The sequence below is a fragment of the Fibrobacter sp. UWB13 genome (assembly GCF_900177805.1).
Taxonomy (GTDB): Bacteria; Fibrobacterota; Fibrobacteria; order Fibrobacterales; family Fibrobacteraceae; genus Fibrobacter.
On sequence record NZ_FXAX01000005.1, the window covers coordinates 135,959 to 156,575 of the forward strand.

Below are 20,617 nucleotides of genomic sequence, written 5' to 3' on the forward strand. Positions count from 1 at the left end.
ATGGAAACAAAGTCCAACATTCCCGATAATACACTTTGGAGCCGCACGTTCATTACCGTTGCAGCGGCGAACTTTTTGCTGTTCTTTAGCTTTTACCAGCTATTGCCAATTTTGCCGTTGTACATCATCGACAAATTCCAGACAGACAACGCGACTGCCGGTTTTATCATTTCGCTCTACACGATTGGGGCGCTCGCCTGCAGACCATTTGCCGGATTTCTCGTTGATACATTCAGCCGAAAGCCGCTGTATTTTTGGACATTTTTTGCGTTTACACTCTGCTTTTTAGGCTACAAGACGGTCGGACTGTTGCCGATTCTAGCGGTCGTGCGTTTTGCACACGGACTGTTCTTCGGCATCTCGAGTACCGCAAGTAATACGGTGGCTATTGATGCACTGCCCGCAAGTCGCCGAGGCGAAGGCATCGGGTATTTCGGGATTAGCGTGAACTTAGCCTTCGCCACCGGTCCCATGACCGGAATGTTTCTTTACGAAGCATTCGGCGACGGAATCGTTTTTGCCATTTCTACAATCCTTTGCGTGATTGGACTTGTGCTTGTGCAGACGCTCAAGGTAAAGCCCCGCGAAAAGAAGGTCTGCACCCCGCTTTCGCTTGACCGATTCTTCCTCACACGCGCGGTTCCGCAATTTGCAAACTTCATCTTCGTCGGATTCGCTTACGGTCCAGTCACAAACTACATCGCCATTTACGCCAATGAGCTTGGCATTGGCGGCACGGGCTGGTTCTATGCTCTCATCGCCACAGGCCTCATCTTGAACCGCATCATGACAGGCCGCTTGATTGACCGCGGTTACCTGATTCATCTTGTGGGTTCCGGAATGACGCTGATCGTCATCGCCTACTTCATTCTTGCCTTTAGCCACGGGCCCATTACGTTTTTCCTGTCGGCATTCCTTATCGGCACAAGCCTCGGGCTTATCTTTCCCGGCTACCAGACCATGTGCGTGAATCTCGCCCGCCACGACCAGCGCGGTACGGCAAACAGCACCTATCTTTCGGGATGGGATATCGGCATTGGAACAGGAATTCTCGTAGGTGGCGCCATGGCAAACCACTTCGGGATGCACCAGCAAGTGTTCTTCGTCTGCGGCATAGCACTCGCCATCGCCGACATCATGTTCCTTACATACACATCAAGGCATTACCTGAAAAATAAACTCGAAGGGTAAAGCGACTTCCTAGCTTGCAGTTACTAGTAACTGCGGCGAACCCGCAAGCGACTAGGCCAAGCGTTTGTCTTCGTACATTTTTTTGTCGGCGTTGATCATGCTTTCCTTGAAGCTTTCGGGATTTCCATCCCAGCGGGCAAAGCCCATGCTCGCCTCAATCTTATAGGAGCGTGACACGCTCTTCGCGACTTCTTCTTGCAAGCATTCGCGGACTTCCTTAACCACATCGTCCGGGACTTCAGTCTGCGCAATCATCAAGAACTCGTCGCCACCATAACGGCAGAGGAACATCGAAGACCCCAAGCGTTCACAAGCCTTCTTGAGCGCCTGCGAAACAATAATGAGCGCACGGTCACCTTCGGCATGGCCGTACGTATCATTAATTTGCTTGAAGTGATCCACGTCCACCATAATCACAAAAGAGTCTTTCTCTTCGCGCGGCTGATGCAAATAGTCATGCAGACGATTGCGGTTATTGAGCATCGTCAATGAATCCGTCGAAATCAACTGGTTTTGCATATGCAAATACGCAAACAAAATAATAGCGGTACACCAGAAGCAGAAAATCGGAGTCGTCAATGCAAAGAGAACCTGAGCACCGCCCGCCACTAACACACCCGGCGTATAGCTAGCCACAATCAGATACGTTCCAAGATTAGCCCTATTCAGCATGGTTCGCGTACGGAGCAAACCACGGACAGTCCCCGCCATCCAATAAATCAACGGCAAGAATGATAAGATGAAATAATAAAAGCCAATGGGTTCTAGTCGGTCATCAAGCCAAAAGTCGGGAGCAATCCAAAAAGAAATGAGCAACACCACAAACTGCACGATAATCGGGATACGCAATTTGCACCGGAACCGTTCAATCTGCTTGCGAGTCATCTCCGGACGCGTGCTGATTTCAGCAAACATAAAACAGTTGTACGCGACAACCGGCATAATAATGGCATTGAAATAATTCACCGCCAAGACAGTAAACGTATTTTTCGGGATAGTAGCATCGTTCACAAGCGCCCAAACAGAGTCACTTATGAAATAGACAATATGCCAAAGCACAAGCGTCTGGAAAAGTTCATACTTAACCTGCGGAGTCGGGAGTCTCTTGATACTGTACAAAAGCAGCAGCAGTATCACGATGCATCCCGCATTGACTTCGACATAAAATCCAAAAACGCTCATACCTACAAAAATACTCTTTTTCTATTACATTAGGACAAAAATCCCTGTTTATTCTCAAAAACAATAGTAGGCATTACGGTGTATCGCTACGCTCGGCAAATGTTGCATATATGGGTACACAAATGTAAATACTAAATAAAAATCGCTATTTTTGTGTATTTTTAATACAATCCGTTGCATAGAAACATTGCTTTTCCGTAAAATTCAATTTATATTTAGGAGTGATGAAAGCAATTATCGAATACTCAGACTTCCGACAGTACATGCGCGACTTTTACGAAGAGCGCAAGCTCCGCCATGTTTTCTCATGGCGTGAATTTTCCAAAGCCGCAGGTTTTACCTCATCTTCATACATGAAGGTCGTCTGCGACGGGAAAAGTAATTTGAGCCGTATCGGCGTCGAGCGCACTGGGCAAGCCATGGGGCTTGTCGGATTTGAGATGGACTACTTCAGAGCAATGGTCAACTTCGGCCAAGAAACGGACGAAGCAAAAAAGAAGGCCGCCTACGAAGAAATGCTCGAAATCGCCAGAGTCCACAAAGTCAGAGTCGTCGAAGGCGACCTGTTTGAATTTTACGAAAGCTGGAGAAACCCGGTCTTACGAGAACTCGCCCCGCTCATGCCAGGCGCCACCCCGGGTGAACTCGCCAAAATGTGCTACACGGACGTTTCCGCCGCCGACATCAAGCAGTCCCTAGATTTTTTGGTCAAGGCAGGGTTCCTCAACAAGACCGGAGAGAACACTTACACCCAGACCGAAACATCCATCAAGGGATCCCCCGAGGCAACCAAGCTCGCCATCCGCGACATGCATCGTGAAATGGCAAAAATTGCGGCAAATTCGCTGGATCTTGCCCGTACCGAACGCAATTTTAGCGGAATCACCATGGGAATTTCCAAGGACTCCTACGAACAAATCGTCAAGGAACTCGACGAATGCCGCCGTAAAATCGTAAGCATTGCCGCAGGCGACAAGAACATCGATCAAGTTTATAGATTAAATTTACAGTTATTCCCTCTCACAAGAAAGGCGAAGGAGAATGGTAATGACTAAGTTGTTCAATAAACTCTTGACTGCAAGTGCAACGGTTTTAGCCGCATTCTGTTCGTTTGCCTGTTCAGACAAAATAGCAGGAACCGCCGAAGAACCAAACCAGTTCGCCTATGGGACGCAGTCTAGCAGTTCCATAGACCGCTCCATCGTATCGGATTCCGGCAAATCTCTAGAAACACCAAACGATTATCCTATTATCACAAGCAGCGCCACAAGTCCAACGCCCTCGGTACAGATTTCTTCTTCATCACGCTCTGAAGAAGACGGCTATAACCCCATACACACAGATCCAGCACTGTCAAGCAGTTCAACAGGTGGCAGTGGAGGAGCAGGAAGTCCTGGTTTTGGCAATCCGGGAAACTGTTATTGCCCAATCGGATATACATGTCATTGTGGTCCAACAGTAGAGCCCGCAAGTACACTTGATGATTACCTCAAAAAATACAACATTACCGAAGCCACTTACGACGACAACGTTCTCGGCTACAACGTGACTTTAACATACTGCGACTCCACAAAGCAAAATTGTGCGGAACTATCTAGCACAGCAAAGCTGAGAGAACTCGGACTGCACAAGATTACGAAAGATAATGTACGCGCACTCCCCTATCTTTTCGAAAAAACAATCTGGGCAATGCACGGCGATGTCTATGGAACAGCAAGCGGAGATATTTCAAGATTGCCAGACGGCTGCCCGCTCTATGTACTAAACATCTACGACTCATCGCCCGTCGTGCATGTGCTTACCAAAATTACAAAGGACACCATCGCCATCACAGAAATCCACGACAATTGCGATTACGAGCCGCGCCCGTTCGATACGCATGTCGGATTCCTATTCGAGTACTGTGGTGAACTTTCTGAAAGTCCCGAAATCGTACAGACATTCACGTTAAAAGAAACATTAAAATGCGGTGAAATCGACTACAACGAGTACATCAATAAAAAACTCAAATAAAACAACGCGAAAGCGCTAAACGCAAGAATAGCTTTCGCATAACAAAAATCACCGAGAATTTATTTATACAAATCCACAAATTCCTTGTGGATTTTTTTGTCGCCGTATTTATCTTCGGGAGAATGGAGTTCTTCAGGTGTGTAGCCGCTCGTAATGCTTTCAAGCACAACCTTGCAAGCCACATCGTCATAGCTAAAATGGATGCGGAACGTGCGGTAAGCAAGCACACCCGTTTTGGAATTTTCACCAATCGTCAACCGACGTCGAGAGCTGTCAAAAACATCTTTGGAAAAATTCCCACGCGAAAGCTGCACCTGCGCAAAGCTTTCCAAGTCAAAAGAACTGCGCTCAGCAATCCAGCGATTCTGTTCGGCGAACTTTTCAGACATTTCAACAGCCCAAAGGTCACCGACTTGCTCTTCAACCCACCCCGCTTTTGCATCGGGGAATGCGTCTGCCATCGGAATGTACGGTTTGATATCAAGCACAGGCGTTCCATTCAGCAAATCCGATTCATCTACATATAACGTAAGACCATCAACTTTTAAAAGACGCACACAGCTGAGCCCAATCGGATTCGGGCGATAAGGACTGCGACTTGCAAAAGTCCCTACACGATCTTTGCCCTTCGGCGGCACAGGCGGACGCGTTGTCGGACGCCAGCCACCATTTTCGTGGAACTGAAAAATCACCCAAATGCGCTCAAAGCCCTCCAAATCACGGAGAGCCATCTCGAAATTTCGCCCAGGATTCAACACAATCCGCCCCGGATGCCCCGCAAAAAGGCGCCCCTGCCTGGGAGCGTCGTACTTGTAAACAGCATCACCGTAAAATGTGCCGATGGGAGTGATTTCCATAAAATTACCAGAAACAATTACAGTTCAACAAACAAAATTTAATAATTTAAAATTATATGCAGAACGATCCAGTTGAAATTCAAAACCAGGCTCAAAACGCCTCTAACGATCAGTCTTTTGTGGGACAGTTTTTTGATTCCGTAGCGGATCACGCTATAGACGAAGCCTTTAGCTCGGCCATTGATAAAGTCATCAACGTTGCCAAGCCTATCGCGAATTCAGTCATTGACAACGCCGGGGCCGCCGTCGATACGGTCATGGATGTTGCAGGTTCCGCGGCAAGTGCAGCCGCGGATGTTGCCGGGTCTGCCGCGAGTGCCGCCGTTGATGTCGCAGGGGAAGCAGCAAACGCAGCCATAGAAGTCGCCGGGACTATCGTCGGAAGTTTGCTCGACGGGATTTAAGCACCAGGAAAAGCAAAAAAGCCAGCCCCGCGAAGGACTGGCTAAACGTATTTCAAATTTCTATCACACACTACTTCTCGTATTCTACAGCCAAACCCCAAAAATTGCAATTGTATTTTTCATCAGTCAATGCAAAAGATGGCAACATGCCAAAAAGACCTACATCAAAAAACCTTTGCGACGAATACTTTTCAGTATGGATATCCAAAATGTTATCTACGTATATAACACTTCCATCCCCAAGCTTTATCATTTTACCGACAAATTTGTTCAAAAAACCAATTTCAGAACATCCAATATTAGCAGATTCGTACTGATATGTAACAGGCGTCATCTTTTTTATTTTCAATGGGGTTATTGGGATTGTCGGACCAGCAGCCGGCGAATTTGGCTTAACTGTTGCACAAGAAGCAAAGAACAGAGCCATCAACAAGGCTACTGCAATAAGGGTTATTTTTTTCATTTCTTTTCCTTTGTTAAAGAGTACCAGGCATAAAAGTCAAGTCCGATAGTAAAGGTGTTCGCAGACAATCCATAGTCAAAATCAATTTTCTTTAATGCATACGAGAACGACAACGCAGCATCAAGATTCCATTTTCCCAAAGTCCAGCTTTTACCTACAGAAAGCAATAAACTTGGGATAAATTCTTTCTTTACAGGTTCTTCGATAGGCGGCTGTGACCTATAAGTAGTCCCATATTGAGGTATGCTTATTTGTGAATTCGGCTGATAGTACCCTTGAACCTCAATAGTTGCGTTCGTAATAGAGCTTTCATATACACCTTTTCCCTTTAAGTTCCAACCCAAACCAACACCAAGTTGTCCCCATAAATCATCCAAGAAATGATATCTAAAAGAAACGGGAACAGAAACTTGATGATATGTAATTGAACGGTCTTGCGAAGAAGTTTTACTCACACGACGCGGTTCCTTTACGCCACTCCATCCATCACTATAATACTCTGATCCAGTAACCGTAATTACACGATTTCGAGGAACTTGATCCGTAGTCTTATAATAGAGCATCTGATAATCAAGACCTGTTACCAAAGCCATTTTTTGATAAAAATAAACGCACAAGGCCGCACCAACACCAGCTTTTGCACCAAGCCAAGTAGCATCAGCCTCCTCATGATTTTTTTGAACTTCATCAGTCATCGACATTCCCAAAGGTAAAGCAAACATGCCCCCTAAACGAGCTCCCAAAAGCAAACTCCTTATTTTAAAGGAATCATCAATGTCGGACTTCTTAACATCATTGTCTTTAACGACAACTTCCGTTGATTCACTCGTTTTTTGCTCTGATTCAGCAAATTCAACGACAGTATTACTCCTATCTTCAACGAATTCGCTTTCCTGGGCAAAAAGCAATGAGGGAAGCAAAGAAATAGACAACAGAAAACCAGTAAACAGATTTGATTTCATTTCAATATGTTCCGTTTATGTTTTAACAAATCCAACCTCAAATGTAAAAAAAGGCGAAACATTGTCAAGTTTTTTCGAGTTTTTGACCAAAAATATTGATATAGAACACAGAAAAAACCTCGGTAAAAGCGAGGCTATCATTCTTCTAATTCACGCCACTAGATTTTTCATAGCCGACAATATTATCATACCTTTTTCGTCCTACTTCCTACTTTTCTATCTTTGCGCTCCTTTGGAGCGCATTTAGTTCGGCTCAGCAATGTCAAAACAACAAGTTGTTTTGCCGCTGCATTCGCCTTTTACTAAATTTGCGCACGATGAAAGATAAAGCTAAAAAACTCATTGAAAAGTACGAAGAACTGGAATCGGAACTCGGCAACCCGGATGTTCTCGGAGACCAGGCTCGTTACAACAAGATTCACAAGCAGTACAAGGGTATCGAAAAGGCTGTTTTGAAGGCCAAGGAATACCTGCAGATGATGGACGACCTTGACGAATACAAGGCCGCTCTCGGCGATTCCGACCCGGAAATGGTCGCGATGGCCAAGGCCGAAATTTCGGAGATCGAAAAGAAGCTCCCCGAAGTGACGGACGAACTCCAGATTTTGATGGTGCCGAAGGATCCGTGGGACTACCGTAACGCAACGCTTGAAATTCGCGGCGGTACGGGTGGCGACGAATCCGCACTTTTCGCAGGCGACCTGTTCCGCATGTATCGCGGTTACTGCGACAAGATGGGTTGGAAGATGACCATCCAGGACTTGAGCGAAGGCACGGTGGGTGGCTACAAGGAAATCCGCGTGTTCATCGAAGGCGACAGCGTCTATGGAACACTCAAGTTCGAAAGTGGCGTTCACCGCGTGCAGCGCGTGCCGGAAACAGAAACGCAGGGCCGCGTGCATACGTCTGCAGCTACAGTCGCAATCCTCCCTGAAGCAGAAGAAGTCGACGTGGAAATCCGCGAAGCGGACATCCACATGGATACCTACCGTTCTTCGGGCGCTGGCGGTCAGTACATCAACAAGACGGACTCCGCAGTGCGTTTGACTCATATCCCGACGGGTGTGGTGGTGAGCTGCCAGACCGAACGTAGCCAGTTGCAGAACAGACTCCACGCTATGGAAATGTTGCGTTCCAAGATTCTTGACGCCGTCATCGCGAAGAAGGAAAAGGAAGAAGCGGCAAACCGCAAGGCCCTCGTGGGTACTGGCGACCGTTCTGCCAAGATCCGTACTTACAACTATCCGCAGAACCGCGTGACGGACCACCGCATTGGTCTCACCGTTTACAACTTGGACAAGGTTGTCACAGGCGATCTCGATGAAATCATCAACGGTCTCCAGATGGCAAACGCCCAGGAAAAGCTCGGAAAGTTCAACGCTTAAGGGGTCGTGAGGTAAGTCCAATGCCACAGCCGCAGATGACAGTTCTTGAAATTTTGAACCGCACCAAGGTCTTCTTCGAAAAGAAGGGCATTCCTGATGCACGTCTCGATGCCGAGTACATCATCAGCTACGGTCTCAAGATGAAGAACCGCATGGACTTGTACCTGAACTTCGAAAAGCCGCTCACGCCAGCAGAGCTGGACGTGCTTCGCACGATGGTTGCACGCCGTGCAACGCGTGAGCCGCTGCAGCACATCATCGGCGACACAAGCTTCCGCGGTTTCATTATCAAGTGCGACCGCCGCGCGCTTATCCCGCGTCCGGAAACGGAATCACTCGTGGACATGGCAACCGACTGCCTCAAGGGCGTTGAAAAGCCGTTCATTGTCGAAATCGGCACTGGCACAGGCGCCATTTCAATCGCTTGTGCTAAAGAAATTGCAGGCGCCAAAGTCTTGGCAACAGACGTTTCCGAAGACGCTCTCGCCCTTGCACGTACAAATGCAGAAGTGAACGGACTCGCAGGCAATTCTAGCGAACAAAGCGCGGCAACCGCAGCAGACTCTACCGCTTCGGCAAGTTCCGCAAACGCAGTTAGCACATTGACCTTTGCACAGGGAAACCTGCTGAACGCCGTAACTCCAGAAGCCATCGCAAAAACCACCGGTGACGCCTCTGCAAAAATTGACTGCCTGATCGCAAACCTCCCCTACATTCCCGACGGCGAAAAAGACAAGCTCCAGCCAGAAGTTGCGAAATACGACCCCGCGCTCGCATTGTTTGGCGGTGCAGATGGCCTCGACCTTGTCCGCAAGCTTTTACAGCAGACCGAAAACAGCCTCAAGCCGGGCGCATCTATTTTACTCGAAATCGGTTCAGAACAAGGTGAAATGCTCAAAGCTGAAGCATCAAGATACACTTGGCTTGAATTTACAGGCATTCACAAAGATTTTTGCAACAACATTCGTTTCGTCAGCTATAAAAAAATATAAGTTATAGAGTAAAGTAACATCCTTTACCCTTAACCCGTCTCCAGGGGGCGACATGAAACGTTTGATTTTCGCTCTATTTTTTTCTGTATTCTGTGAAACAGCTTTTGCACAAGATTATTTTGCCGACGAAAACGGCAACAACCAATCGCAGTGGGGAACGCAACAGTCACAGGCCAAGCCTCAAGAATTTGGCGTAGTCAAGAAAGCCCCCAGAAGAAACAGTTTCTACGTGAACGCAGGAATTGGTTTCGACATGACCAACATCTACTACAACCATCGCTATTATGACGAAAGACTCAAATACGATGGCACAGGTTTTGGCTACACGGGCGAACTAACCCTTGGTATGCTCATCAAAGGGCTTATCGCCATCCATGGCTCTTTCGAGTTTGTATCCATTGACGGCAAATACGATTTAGATGACATCGACAGCAAATACATCGGCTTGAACGACATTGACGCTCTCGTCATTCTATTCGGTGGTGGCGTAACAGCATTCCCATTCTCTCGGACACAAAACACATTCTTGCAAGGGCTTTTCGTCAGCGCAAAAATGTCTATCGGCGCCATACTCATGAACGATCCGTTCGACAACAGTGGATTTTATTATGACAGAAACTTAAATTACTACCATGCAGGGAAAAGAACCCGAGACAGCCACACGGTTGTCGGAATCGACTTTGAAGTCGGAAAAGACTGGCAAATTTCCGAAAGAACATACATGGGTATCAGTGTAAGATGGCAATTCCTGGGAATTGAATCCGGTTATGACACAGCCGGAGACGACAACCGCAAAGATTACTACCACCACACTCATTGCGGCAATTCCCTGCAAGTAATGTTACGCATCAACCGCAAGTAAGCTCCCTAACCAAAGCTTAGGAACCCACTAGCCGCAAACGGCACTTCCGAGGGCAGAAAGCACAAACGTTTCGCTTTCGCCCATGCGGTAATACGGAATCAAGTCATCGTCATCGATAACAGAATCGTCATTACCGCTTAATTGCATCAATTCCCCAATACGGCGCTTGAAAATGGAAAAGCCGGAATCCCACGGAGACTGTTCCGGGATTTCGACTACATGCTTATTCACCTTAACTGCTTTGCGATTCATATTTTTACCTTTGGGTATTTAGTGTTCTTACGAGCACTAATATAGAATCGTCAAATGTCATAAGATGACATTTTGAGCAGTAGTTTCATTTTTTTGAAAAATTATTCTATAACAACCGCTTTGACCTGGGCATGTCCCGCTTTATCAAGACCAAGCACCTTCCCGGCAGCTTCGCTCAAATCGAGTACGCGTTTCTTGGAGTACGGCCCACGGTCATTCACACGAACCTCAACAGAGGCGCCCGTCTTAATGCGGGTTACCTTGAGCTTCGTTCCAAACGGAAGACTTCGGTGGGCGCAGGTAAATTTATCACGGTCAAAAATTTCACCGCTTGCAGTCTTTTTGCCATCAAAGCCCTTGCCATAATAACTGGCATCGCCTGTAAATGTATAGCCGATTTCCGCTTTTTTCTGTACTCGCGATGATTTTGTCACGCGGGTATAACCCTTACGGTTCGTCGCGCCCGAACAGCCCGAAAACGCGACCAAAACACAAATAAGAACAGCAAAGAAAAGTCGAGAATGCATAAGCCTATTCAAAGTCGTACATACTGTTGTACGTATTTTCGAGAATTTCATCTTCCTTGCTGATAATATCAGCCTTCTTTTCTTCAGGCTTGGCGTTCAGCTCTTCGTAGTACTTCGCCGATTTTTTATCAAGGCTTTCTATCGTCTGAGCCGTACGCTTACGAAGTCTAGCAATGTCATCATCCGTTGTCGTGAGGCGGGTATTGAGCACGTAAGCGGCACGCTTACCCCACGCCGTTGTTCCATGCTTGTCACGAAGGTCGCGATAAATAGCGACAGCGCTATCCATGCGGTCCGGAGTCATCTGGAAGTAAATCGCCTTCATGTAAAGAGCCTGGATGCCCGACTGCGTCTGCGGGTATTCCTTGTAAACGCTATCAAAGGCGGCAAAGGCATTGGCATATGCGGAATCCACCAAGTCCATCTTGCTTGCAGGCATTTCAGACGCCACCGTCCACAAGCTTTCGGCGGCCATATAACGGTCACGGGCTTCGTCTTCTTGCGTTTTCATCGTGACATTCATGCCAAGGTTTACCTGAGCCTGCTTGGCGTAATCGGTATTCGGATACTTTTCGATGATTTCCTTGTAAAGTTCTTCAGCGGTATCTGGATCGTGCAGGAACTCGTCATAGATAAAAGCCCTTGCATACGCAGCACGCATAACACTTGCGGTGTCGTCGGATTTTTCAATAACGTTCGTGAGCCTTGCTACGGCGCTATCCGCTTCAGAAAGCTTGAGCAAAAAGAGTTCCGCAATCATGAATTCATTCTTGAAGAACGACTTCATGTCGGGAATGGAATCCTTGCTCTGAAGAATATCTTCGTTCTTTTCGCGCATCGAGACTAGGCGCCTCAAAGCATTGCGACGGTCACGGGCTTTCTGGGCGTACTCGCTAATGGACCTTGCAATGTAACTGCTATCGTAATAGGACATTGCCAAATCGTAATTCAGCGTCTTGTTCTGCTCGTAATCGCCCATATTGAAATAGCAGCGGGAAGAGTGTTCCGTCTTTGCGTATTCCGAATTGACCTTATTGAAAATCACGTAGGCATCGGCATTGCGACCAGCCAAGAGAGTCGTTTCACCGATTCGCACCAAATAGTGCGGACGCTTTTTCTCGTACGCCTCAACCTTGTAGAGTTGTTTAAACTCGTCAGCCGCCTTGAGATAATCCTTCATGTTCACGAGGCATTCAGCCGACTGCTCGCCCGCCGTCTGGCGTTCGCGATCATTCAAATTCTCGATTTCCTTCGCATTGTAATGATGGTGCGCCTTTTCCCACTGCTCCATCTTATAATAGAGCCCAGCCAAACGGAAATGCGCCTTGCCCTTCATGTACGGCGTTCCGCTCGTATCGGCAAGCACAGCCTCCAAAGCAGCAATTGCCTGTTCCGGAGCCTCGGACTTTTCGTCCAAGAGAGAGAGCAAGTTGAGCCCCTGGAAATAGTAAGGGTGGTTCTTGTTAGCCACTACAGGTTCCAACGCAAAGCGGCTGATATTGAATTCCTGGTTGCGGTAGAGGCAGTAAGCACGCTGGTATTCCACAGCTCGCATGGAATCGTTATCGGCAAAGTAGCGTTCGTATTCGTCATACTTGGTAATTGCCTTGGGCCAGTCGGACTTGTGCCTGTAAGATTCGGCAATGAGGAAAACAGCTTCGGCAGTACGCGTCTTGTTCTTAGGGAAACGTTCAAGAACACGAGAGCCTTTTTCGATGACTTTTTCGTATTTCTGAGATTCTTCGCCACTCGGGTAAGACATGGTTTCGTCGGGAACACTATCCAGACGAGCCTGGCGGAGTTCGGTCGCTTCGTCATAGAGCCGTTCTGCATTGAACATATGGTTCAAGTAGGCGCAGCAAGTGCAGCCTTCAATCAAAGCGGCAAGCAAAAATAAAGCTAAAAAACGACCACGGAACATATAGCTATAAAATAGATATTTATGAGCTAAAATTCCATAAGAAGAGGCATATAATCGCAAAGTTTCATGCCTGTTGGGGGCAAAGTCGAGCGATCGAGGCGGACCATACGCACTTCGGCGGGTTTCCCGACAATGCGAGCCAGGATTTCAAAGTTATCGCGGGTTTCCCAGACAGCGGCATCCATGATAACGCCATTGCCACAATCCGTTTCGCCAGTGTTATTGCTGATGCCAGAAATGCGGGAATTCTGCTTGAGGAGGCGCGTAAAGATTTCTGGAGCCACACCAAGATGATTCGAGCTTGAAGCGGAATCGAACACGACCACATGAACTTCCCTGAATCGGTTCAGCGAATCAAAAACGACCGTGTACGTATGATGGTAAGGCGATTCAAAGAAAGTCTCTTGCCAAACGAAGCGCTTCACTTGTTTAAAATTAGAGGCGGAATACTTCTTAAAGAACTCCTGCGAAGAGGCTCCATAACGAACAAGATAATGTCCTAATTTCGTCGAGAAGTCGTGTTTTCTTTCGGGCATCATGGATTCGCGGAGGCTATCCACGGCGCGGTTCAAGTTTGCCGTAAGACCGTTATTGTACTCCTCAATCGCTGCCCTGCGTACTTGTTCAAGTTCATTCAGGCGAGACTTGATATCCGGGTAATCCGGATCGGTTTTGAGGATGTAGTTGAACTCGCGGCGAGCCATATCAAACATGTGGGCTTTGGTATATGCGATGCCCATGGCTTCACGTAGCGGCAAGTTTTCAGGATAACGTTCGACCAGCGGAGCAAGAATGTCGCATGCCACCTGGGCACGATCGCGAGAGGAACCCGCATACATACCATTCTTGCCAGGAGCCGTCTTTTCGCCAATCGTCGCCATCGCGCGGCGAGCCTTTTCGTAATCGGGACGGAAGGCAAGAATGCGCTGGTACGTCTTTTCAGCAACGTCGAACTTGCCATTGTATTCGGCAAGGTAACCGCGCAAAAGCATCAATTCCGAAGAGAGCGGGAACTGCGTCAAAGCATAATCAACGACGAGTGCCGCACTGTCCAGATTTCCATCGTCATGGTAGACTTTAGCCAAAAGCTCAAACGCACGCTGTGAATCGCCCGAAGAAAGGCTGATAGCCGCACGGCATTCGTTGGCAGCATCTCGCAAATTCGAATTCTTGTGCAGGAGTTCCGCGTACCAAAGTCTAATCTCGTAAATGGCAGGAGCGCGCGAACTTGCCATCTTCGCCAGTTCGACAGCAACGGTCAAGTTCCCTGCAAGGAGCGACTTGCGGCTGTCCAAGTAAAAGCTGATACCCGTATTCGGATAACGAGCCATGAGGCGCCCCATCAAAAGTTCAGCGCGGTCACGCATTGTTTCCGTAACGGAATCCATATGGAACAACGTATTGACTTCGCCCCAGACCGCCGCATCCACATTCGGATACAGAAGCACAAGCGCATCGTAAATTTCGTAAGCGGCCTTGGTCGCCCCGCTACGCGAGAGTTCACCCGCACGGCGGAATTCAGCCTGCGCCTGCAACGGGAGACTTTCGACATCGGCCTTGAAATTCGGGGCATCGCCATTCATCACGGAAGTACCCGCTTCGAGCCCGAACGGAATTTCCCCTACGACCGTCTTGGATGGTCCGTATTTGTTATAAATCTTGAATCCGCCATACGCAAGCAGCGCCCCAAAGAAAAAAAACAGAAAGAGGTACGCGGCAGTACGAGGCGCAGATGAAGGATTCGACATTAGAGTTCCAATTAAATTTCCAGGAAGTCAGCCAATTTTTCTTTGTGTTCCTTGCTCTTCTGCAAGCGACGCAAAGTCTTGTTCTTGATCTGGCGGACGCGTTCACGGCTGAGCTTCAAGTCTTCGCCAATGTCCTTGAGCGTCGTGTCTTCGACCGTATCGAGACCGTAGAACATGCGGAGGATTTCTTCTTCGCGCTGCGGGAGTGAAGAAAGCGTTTCCTGGATGAGCTTCTTGCGCTCTTCGCGTTCCATGTCCTCGTCCTGGTTGCCGTCGCTGCCGAGCACATCCATAAGCGTACTCACGGAATCGGCACTCGAGACGCCAGCGTCATCGCCAATCGGTGCATCGAGCGAGATATCGACAATCTTTTCCATGACTTCGACGATGTCGCGTTCGTAAGGAGCAAATTCTTCCATCGAGATGGTCTTGTCGTAGTCACCGCCGTTCTGCATCAAGGCGCGTTTGAAGCGATTCACCAAGGCAAGCTTGTTAGGCGGAATGCGGACTGCGCCCACCTGTTCGAACAAAGCCTTCTGGATGGACTGACGAATCCACCACACGGCGTAGCTGATGAACTTCACGTCCTTGTCCATGTCAAAGCGCTTAGCCGCCTTGAAAAGACCGAGGTTACCTTCGTTGATGAGGTCCAGAAGTGAAAGACCGCGACCTTGGTACTTACGGGCGACACTCACCACAAATCGCAAGTTACCACGGATAAGGCGCTGTAAGGCAGACTTTCGAATTTCTTCGGTTTCACCGTTCTTGATAATTTTCAACAGCGCCGATTCCTCCTGTGGAGTCAGCGTAGGATACCTATTCAAGTCACGAAAATAAAGAGCTTCGTTAAAATCACTCATAAAACAACACCTTCTTGTCTTGGACAAACCGTCTTCGACTCTTTCAAATATGGTTTATTATGCGGATTTCGTCAATTCCTTAAGTTTATCATACGGGTAAATTCCCGAACGATGGCCATCACTAAAAGAAAGACCAACGGCATAACGACCTATAGACTGGATATGTTCAAGCTTTACATCCAAGGGAACAGTCGAATCATCGAGGAGTTTTTCGCCTGTATGTTCGTCCACACAAAGTGCGCACGGACAAGCTAAGCGGAGCGTACGGGCATCGCAAGCGCCTCGGCTGCCGTCGTTCCATTCAAAGCCGAGCTTGCCCTCTTTTGTCCTGAATACTTTCTTTGGCTGAATCATACTTCCTCCACAGGCAACTGTTCGAAATCGTAATTGAAGTTTTTAAGGACTCCATCGCCTTCGGATTCAAACACAGAAAGCGTGCGGACCATTTTTTCGGCTGCATCCATAAAGACTTTCGCCGATTCGGAGTTCGGGTAGCGGAGCACCGCCGGAGTGCCACTGTCACCGCAGTCGGCAACAGCCGGTTCCATCGGGACCTTACCGATAAGCGGCACGCCCCACTTTTCAGCAATTTTCTGACCGCCACCGGCAGGGAAAATATTGTGGTGTTTGCCGCACTCATCACAAATGAAATAACTCATGTTCTCGACAATGCCAATAACCGGCACGCCCACGTTATCGAACATGGCAATACCCTTCTGGCAGTCAGCGAGAGCCACCTGCTGCGGAGTCGTCACGACGACTGCACCTGCCATCGGGCAGTTCTGCGTAAGCGTGAGCTGGATGTCGCCCGTTCCAGGAGGAAAGTCTACGAGGAGGTAGTCGAGCTTGCCCCAGCGCACGTGGTGGATGAAGTGCTGGATCATCTGCGAAACCATCGGTCCGCGCCAGATGGTCGCCTTGTCGGAATCCGCGAACATGCACATCGAGACGATGCTGATGCCGCCCTTCGCTTCGACAGGTGCAATCGTATTGTCTTCGAAAACTTCCGGTGCCTTGTCTATCCCGAACATAAGACCCATAGAAGGGCCGTAAATGTCAGCATCGAGAATACCCACGCGAGCGCCAGAAAGGCTAAGCGCCATGGCGAGGTTCGCCGTCACGGTCGATTTACCGACACCACCCTTGCCACTAGCCACAGCAACCACATGCGCCACTTCGCCAATGTGCGAATTTTGCGGAGCCTTAGCAGCAGAATTGTCATCGCCCACGCGGCCCTGCGAAGAAGTGAGCGTCACTTCGACTTCGGAGGCACCAAGGCTTTTCACAATGGTAATGCACTGATCCTTGAAGCGGTCACGAATCGGGCATGCCGGAGTCGTGAGTTTCAAATCAAAGGAAACCTTCGTGCCTTCAATTTTCAGGTTTTGAACAAAGTTTAGTTCTACAATATTCTTGTGCAAGTCCGGATCCTGGACTGCACGCAAGGCGCTTAAAATATTTTGCTCATTCAATTGCATAGGCTAGGTATTAGGTTTATTAGTTCTTATAATTTATAAATTCCGAAGGCGCAGGCGGCAACGCCAAGTACAAAGCTTGCTAGCGCGTAAGCTATGAACATCCCGATTTTTCCGCTTTGCAAAAGCGCCAAGTTTTCATTGGCAAAAGTGCTGAACGTCGTAAAGCCTCCGCAAAAGCCTGTCACCAAAAAAAGCTTGAGGTTTGGCGAGAGGGAGTCGCACTTGAGGAAAAGTCCCGAGAAAATCCCGATGCAAAGGCAGCCCAAGATGTTTGCGACAAAGGTCGGCCACGGGAACCCGGCGACCTTCGGAATCACAAGCGACATGAAGTAGCGCAACACGCTACCGAGAGCACCGCCAAGAGCAACGAATAAGAAATTCATTTCGGGACCTTTTTGCGTTCGTTTAATTCAGCGAAAACTTCGGCATGCGAAGGAGGTGTGTCATACAAGGTGGCCATTCCTCTTCGTAATGGCTGACCATGATGATTGTCGTTTCCGTCGAAAGCAGTTGCAACAGGTGGAACAGCTTTTCGCGATACTCGCCCTTGAGGCCTTGCGTCGGTTCGTCAAGCAAAAGGACTTTCGGCGGGCGGATTGCAGCACGAGCCATCAGCACCAGGCGCTTGTCAATCGGCGAAATCTTGCGGATAGAAATCGACGTATCTTCAAAGCCCAAGTAGGTGAGCCATTCGCGAGCCTTTGCCTTTTCTTCCCACGTGATGTTTTCAGCGCGGCAGAGGTTCGGTGTAAATCCTGTGCAAAGCACATCCAGAAGGCTCAAATCTTCGCGATACTGGAGAGCCATTTCCGGCGAGAAGAATCCGAGTTTTGCCTTGTGGTCCCAGATGTTGAGGCCATGCCCCGGGCGTTCACCGAGAAGCGTAATATCGTTATTGTAAATCTGCGGATGGTCTGCAGTAAGCATGCCGAGGAGCGTACTCTTGCCGGCACCGTTCTCGCCCATCACCGCCCAATGTTCACCCTTGCGAACCGTCCAGTTCAAATCCTTGAGCACATCCGTATCGCCAAAGCGAACATTCACGTGCTTAAGATCAAAAAGAATCTCGGCACTAGAATTCACTGGATCCTTCGACTGCGCACCTTGCGGTGCATCGCTCAGGATGACACCGCTATTGTCATTCCCGCACTCTCGTCTCTCGTCTTTCGTCTCTCGTCTCAAATCGACAATCTCGTAATCCTTGAGTTCGGCTTTTTTGAACTTCGGGGTTGCTGCGGCTTTCGGGAGTTCACCCGCATACTGCGTGAACGTTTTGTCCGCATAAACAAACGCCGGAATTTCCGGGAGCAGTTCATCTTCGCGAGCAAGGCGCACCACGACTTTCAATCCCGGACGTTTTGCAAGGTCAGCCACACAGCCAGCCAAATGCGCTCGATATTCCGGATCGAGCCCGCCGAACAAGTCATTGAAATAAACCCATTCCGGCTTTTCCATCCACATGCGGGCCAAGAGCACTCGGCGCAGTTCGCCGTTCGAGAGGCTCAACAGCTTGCGGTCAAGAATTCCTTCGGCAAGGTCAGCGATGTTCAATGCCTCGCCAAGCTTTTCCGGATCGGTCAGCGGCCACGCCATATCGTCAATGTAGCGGTCCGTCTGCAAAAAGAACTTCTTGTCCAAAAGCAGGTTACGCACCAGCGGAGCTTCCGCATCATGCAAGCTGATAAAACGCTGCTGGAAGAACGGGGCCAACGCCTGCTGGATTTTACGTTGCATCGCCTCCGACATCGTGGAGACATTTTCACGTTGATTCAAAAAATGAGTAATGACTCGGTCAAGATCTTCGCCCTCGGTGCTGAAAATCTGCACCTGCGGAAACATCTCGATCAAAGCTTCAAAGCGCTTGAATTCCATGCGCCCAAAGATAGAAAAAGCCTAACGGGACGGCAAATTTTCTCCTACGCAAAAACTCCCGGCCGAAACCGGGAGCTTAGTGAGGAGGAAAGAATCTTAGATATTAGAACTTGTTGAAGAAATCCCAAGTAGTCTTCGGTACCCAAGACTGGTTCGAACCCGGATCCTTGTGGTCCCAGATGTGGCCGCCATTCTGCGTGCACCAGCGAACCGGGAAGCGTTCTTCGACAGTTGTGTAGTCATAGCAAACGTGCGGACCGTTGCCTCCGTATTCCTGAGCACGCTCGTTCTTGGCCTTGCCACCTTCGGAGTTGAGTTCCAAGATGATATCGCGAGCTGCGCGACCCATGACCGGAGTGCAGAGGTTATCCTGCAAGCCGAGCACGCCCATCCAGCCAATGCCCATCTTTTTGCGCTGCGGGAGCCAAATGTTGCGTTCGGCAGTTTCATAGACGGCGACCGCGCGGAGCACATCCTGATGGTTCCAGGAAAGTCCGTTACTGAACATGGAGCCATAGCTAAAGCCCGTCGAGAACACGCGAGAAGAGTCAATGCAGAAGTTGCCTTCGAGGTAAGCAAGGAGTTCATCGAAGAGCGTGTAGTCATCCTGACCCCACGGGGCCTGGTTTCCATTGCCTTCCGGAGCGACGAAGATAGCGGTATTTCCCGTATCGAGCGGTTTCAGGCCATAGTAGCCTTCATCCTGCACGCCACCGGCCCAGCCGCCCATGCACTGCATGCCGAAAATAAGTTTGTACGGTTTATTCTTGTCATAGTTCTTCGGGATGTCGAGACGCACGGTACGCGAACCCTTGCTCCACTTGAATTCGATATACGGCTTGTCACCGCGATACTTGTAATCAAGCTTTGTATCCTTGCCGCAACCGCGTGTCGGCACAGGATCGTTCTTGAGGCCCCAACCGTAAGCGTATTCCGGCTGCTTGACCGTCTTTTTGAGCTTGAGAGTAACGTTTGTGTCCAAGTTGCTGAGCGCAACCGTAAGCGTATCATAATCCGTTGCAATCACGCGAAGTTCATCGCCAGCCTCTTCTTTCTTGAGGCCGCGGGCTACAGCTTCGCCAAACGAAATCCCGTAATTGCCATTGGATGTAAAGCGGAAATTGCTTTTGGCGCTACCGACGCTCACGCGTGCAAAATAAGAGCCCTGGGCTTTCACGATAGACTGCATGTCAAGCGTGCCCGTGCCATAAACGGTCTCGTTCAAGACGCGGGAACCCACAGCATCAAAAACCTGAATGCGCACCGGTTCATTTGTGCTCTGGGAATAAGACAGAACGCCGTTCATTACGCTCACGTAGCCGAGCATCGGACGTACCGCATGGATGCCAATCGTCGAATCTTCCTTGAAGAGTTTGAATTCGCCCTTGGAATCGGTCGTTGTCTTGAGTGCGTTTTTAAGAAGTTCTACGGAGGCTTTTTCGATAGCCTTGCCGCTTTCGTCGCTAACCTTACCCGTAACGGTAAAGGCCTGTGCAGATGCCGCAAAAGCAAGCGCCATTGCAGCACACTTCAAACTGAGATGATTCATACCTGTTCTCCTTTAGTATCATTCCTAACTCTTTATCCCGAAGGGACAAGTCCTCCAAACTGATTTGATACATGCAAGGAGATACGCCACACAACAGCG

Annotated in this window: 21 protein-coding genes; 7 read left to right on the plus strand and 14 right to left on the minus strand. The window is 48.9% G+C overall.

The window, feature by feature from the left end; genetic code table 11:
* On the plus strand, positions 1 to 1,191 hold the full coding sequence (locus B9Y77_RS14870; protein WP_085492223.1) for an MFS transporter: 1,191 nt from the start codon (positions 1 to 3) through the stop codon (positions 1,189 to 1,191).
* A 51-nt stretch (positions 1,192 to 1,242) separates the two neighbouring features.
* Here the strand turns inward: B9Y77_RS14870 and B9Y77_RS16275 are convergent, their stop codons facing one another.
* Positions 1,243 to 2,373, minus strand: coding sequence for a GGDEF domain-containing protein (locus B9Y77_RS16275; RefSeq protein WP_254900065.1), 1,131 nt, complete (start codon positions 2,371 to 2,373; stop codon positions 1,243 to 1,245).
* Between the two features lie 224 nt (positions 2,374 to 2,597).
* On the opposite strand from B9Y77_RS16275, the gene B9Y77_RS14885 reads away from it, so the two are divergent.
* Both B9Y77_RS14885 and B9Y77_RS14890 read left to right on the plus strand, forming a co-directional pair.
* Positions 2,598 to 3,428: a TIGR02147 family protein gene (locus tag B9Y77_RS14885; protein ID WP_073443364.1), complete on the plus strand. Its 831-nt coding sequence runs from the start codon at positions 2,598 to 2,600 to the stop codon at positions 3,426 to 3,428.
* Entirely contained in the window at positions 3,421 to 4,386 is a 966-nt protein-coding gene (locus B9Y77_RS14890) for a hypothetical protein (RefSeq protein WP_254900066.1), read from the plus strand. Before B9Y77_RS14885 ends, B9Y77_RS14890 begins: the two co-directional genes overlap by 8 nt.
* 59 nt (positions 4,387 to 4,445) lie before the next feature.
* Here the strand turns inward: B9Y77_RS14890 and tsaA are convergent, their stop codons facing one another.
* Entirely contained in the window at positions 4,446 to 5,243 is a 798-nt protein-coding gene (gene tsaA / locus B9Y77_RS14895; RefSeq protein WP_254900067.1) for a tRNA (N6-threonylcarbamoyladenosine(37)-N6)-methyltransferase TrmO, read from the minus strand.
* 56 nt (positions 5,244 to 5,299) lie between these two features.
* Between tsaA and B9Y77_RS14900 the strand changes: the two genes are divergently transcribed.
* Positions 5,300 to 5,647: a hypothetical protein gene (locus B9Y77_RS14900; protein ID WP_085492225.1), complete on the plus strand. Its 348-nt coding sequence runs from the start codon at positions 5,300 to 5,302 to the stop codon at positions 5,645 to 5,647.
* Positions 5,648 to 5,717: 70 nt separating this feature from the next.
* Here the strand turns inward: B9Y77_RS14900 and B9Y77_RS14905 are convergent, their stop codons facing one another.
* On the minus strand, positions 5,718 to 6,110 hold the full coding sequence (locus B9Y77_RS14905) for a hypothetical protein (protein ID WP_085492226.1): 393 nt from the start codon (positions 6,108 to 6,110) through the stop codon (positions 5,718 to 5,720).
* Entirely contained in the window at positions 6,107 to 7,072 is a 966-nt protein-coding gene (locus B9Y77_RS14910; protein ID WP_085492227.1) for an outer membrane beta-barrel protein, read from the minus strand. Before B9Y77_RS14910 ends, B9Y77_RS14905 begins: the two co-directional genes overlap by 4 nt.
* Before the next feature lie 317 nt (positions 7,073 to 7,389).
* Here B9Y77_RS14910 and prfA point away from each other — a divergent pair, with 317 nt between their 5' ends.
* The 3 genes from prfA to B9Y77_RS14930 are packed head-to-tail and all read left to right on the plus strand — an operon-like array spanning position 7,390 to position 10,311.
* Positions 7,390 to 8,457 carry a peptide chain release factor 1 gene (gene prfA, locus B9Y77_RS14920; RefSeq protein WP_015732162.1) on the plus strand — a complete coding sequence of 356 codons (1,068 nt, stop codon included), beginning with the start codon at positions 7,390 to 7,392 and terminating at the stop codon, positions 8,455 to 8,457.
* Between the two features lie 20 nt (positions 8,458 to 8,477).
* The gene (locus B9Y77_RS14925) at positions 8,478 to 9,449 is read left to right on the plus strand and encodes a N5-glutamine methyltransferase family protein (protein WP_085492229.1); all 972 of its coding nucleotides are present in this window, start codon (positions 8,478 to 8,480) and stop codon (positions 9,447 to 9,449) included.
* 52 nt (positions 9,450 to 9,501) lie between these two features.
* Positions 9,502 to 10,311, plus strand: coding sequence for a hypothetical protein (locus B9Y77_RS14930; RefSeq protein WP_085492230.1), 810 nt, complete (start codon positions 9,502 to 9,504; stop codon positions 10,309 to 10,311).
* A gap of 27 nt (positions 10,312 to 10,338) precedes the next feature.
* Here the strand turns inward: B9Y77_RS14930 and B9Y77_RS14935 are convergent, their stop codons facing one another.
* The 10 genes from B9Y77_RS14935 to B9Y77_RS14980 all read right to left on the minus strand — a co-directional run bounded on the left by B9Y77_RS14935 (position 10,339) and on the right by B9Y77_RS14980 (position 20,518).
* Entirely contained in the window at positions 10,339 to 10,563 is a 225-nt protein-coding gene (locus tag B9Y77_RS14935; RefSeq protein ID WP_085492231.1) for a hypothetical protein, read from the minus strand.
* A gap of 101 nt (positions 10,564 to 10,664) precedes the next feature.
* On the minus strand, positions 10,665 to 11,090 hold the full coding sequence (locus B9Y77_RS14940) for a septal ring lytic transglycosylase RlpA family protein (RefSeq protein ID WP_085492232.1): 426 nt from the start codon (positions 11,088 to 11,090) through the stop codon (positions 10,665 to 10,667).
* Between the two features lie 4 nt (positions 11,091 to 11,094).
* Positions 11,095 to 13,011 carry a tetratricopeptide repeat protein gene (locus B9Y77_RS14945; RefSeq protein ID WP_085492233.1) on the minus strand — a complete coding sequence of 639 codons (1,917 nt, stop codon included), beginning with the start codon at positions 13,009 to 13,011 and terminating at the stop codon, positions 11,095 to 11,097.
* A 26-nt stretch (positions 13,012 to 13,037) separates the two neighbouring features.
* Positions 13,038 to 14,759 carry a tetratricopeptide repeat protein gene (locus tag B9Y77_RS14950; protein WP_085492234.1) on the minus strand — a complete coding sequence of 574 codons (1,722 nt, stop codon included), beginning with the start codon at positions 14,757 to 14,759 and terminating at the stop codon, positions 13,038 to 13,040.
* A gap of 11 nt (positions 14,760 to 14,770) precedes the next feature.
* Complete coding sequence (locus B9Y77_RS14955) at positions 14,771 to 15,619, minus strand: sigma-70 family RNA polymerase sigma factor (protein WP_072830344.1); 849 nt, start codon at positions 15,617 to 15,619, stop codon at positions 14,771 to 14,773.
* Positions 15,620 to 15,676: 57 nt separating this feature from the next.
* Positions 15,677 to 15,973, minus strand: coding sequence for a DUF971 domain-containing protein (locus tag B9Y77_RS14960; protein WP_073443388.1), 297 nt, complete (start codon positions 15,971 to 15,973; stop codon positions 15,677 to 15,679).
* Positions 15,970 to 17,097, minus strand: a complete 1,128-nt coding sequence (locus tag B9Y77_RS14965) for an Mrp/NBP35 family ATP-binding protein (protein WP_073443391.1) — start codon at positions 17,095 to 17,097, stop codon at positions 15,970 to 15,972. Before B9Y77_RS14965 ends, B9Y77_RS14960 begins: the two co-directional genes overlap by 4 nt.
* 26 nt (positions 17,098 to 17,123) lie before the next feature.
* Positions 17,124 to 17,480, minus strand: coding sequence for a fluoride efflux transporter CrcB (gene crcB, locus B9Y77_RS14970; protein ID WP_085492235.1), 357 nt, complete (start codon positions 17,478 to 17,480; stop codon positions 17,124 to 17,126).
* Positions 17,481 to 17,502: 22 nt separating this feature from the next.
* A complete protein-coding gene (locus tag B9Y77_RS14975; protein WP_085492236.1) occupies positions 17,503 to 18,969 on the minus strand; it encodes an ATP-binding cassette domain-containing protein in 1,467 nt (488 codons plus the stop codon).
* A gap of 103 nt (positions 18,970 to 19,072) precedes the next feature.
* Positions 19,073 to 20,518, minus strand: coding sequence for an esterase (locus B9Y77_RS14980; protein ID WP_085492237.1), 1,446 nt, complete (start codon positions 20,516 to 20,518; stop codon positions 19,073 to 19,075).
* Positions 20,519 to 20,617 lie beyond the last annotated feature (99 nt).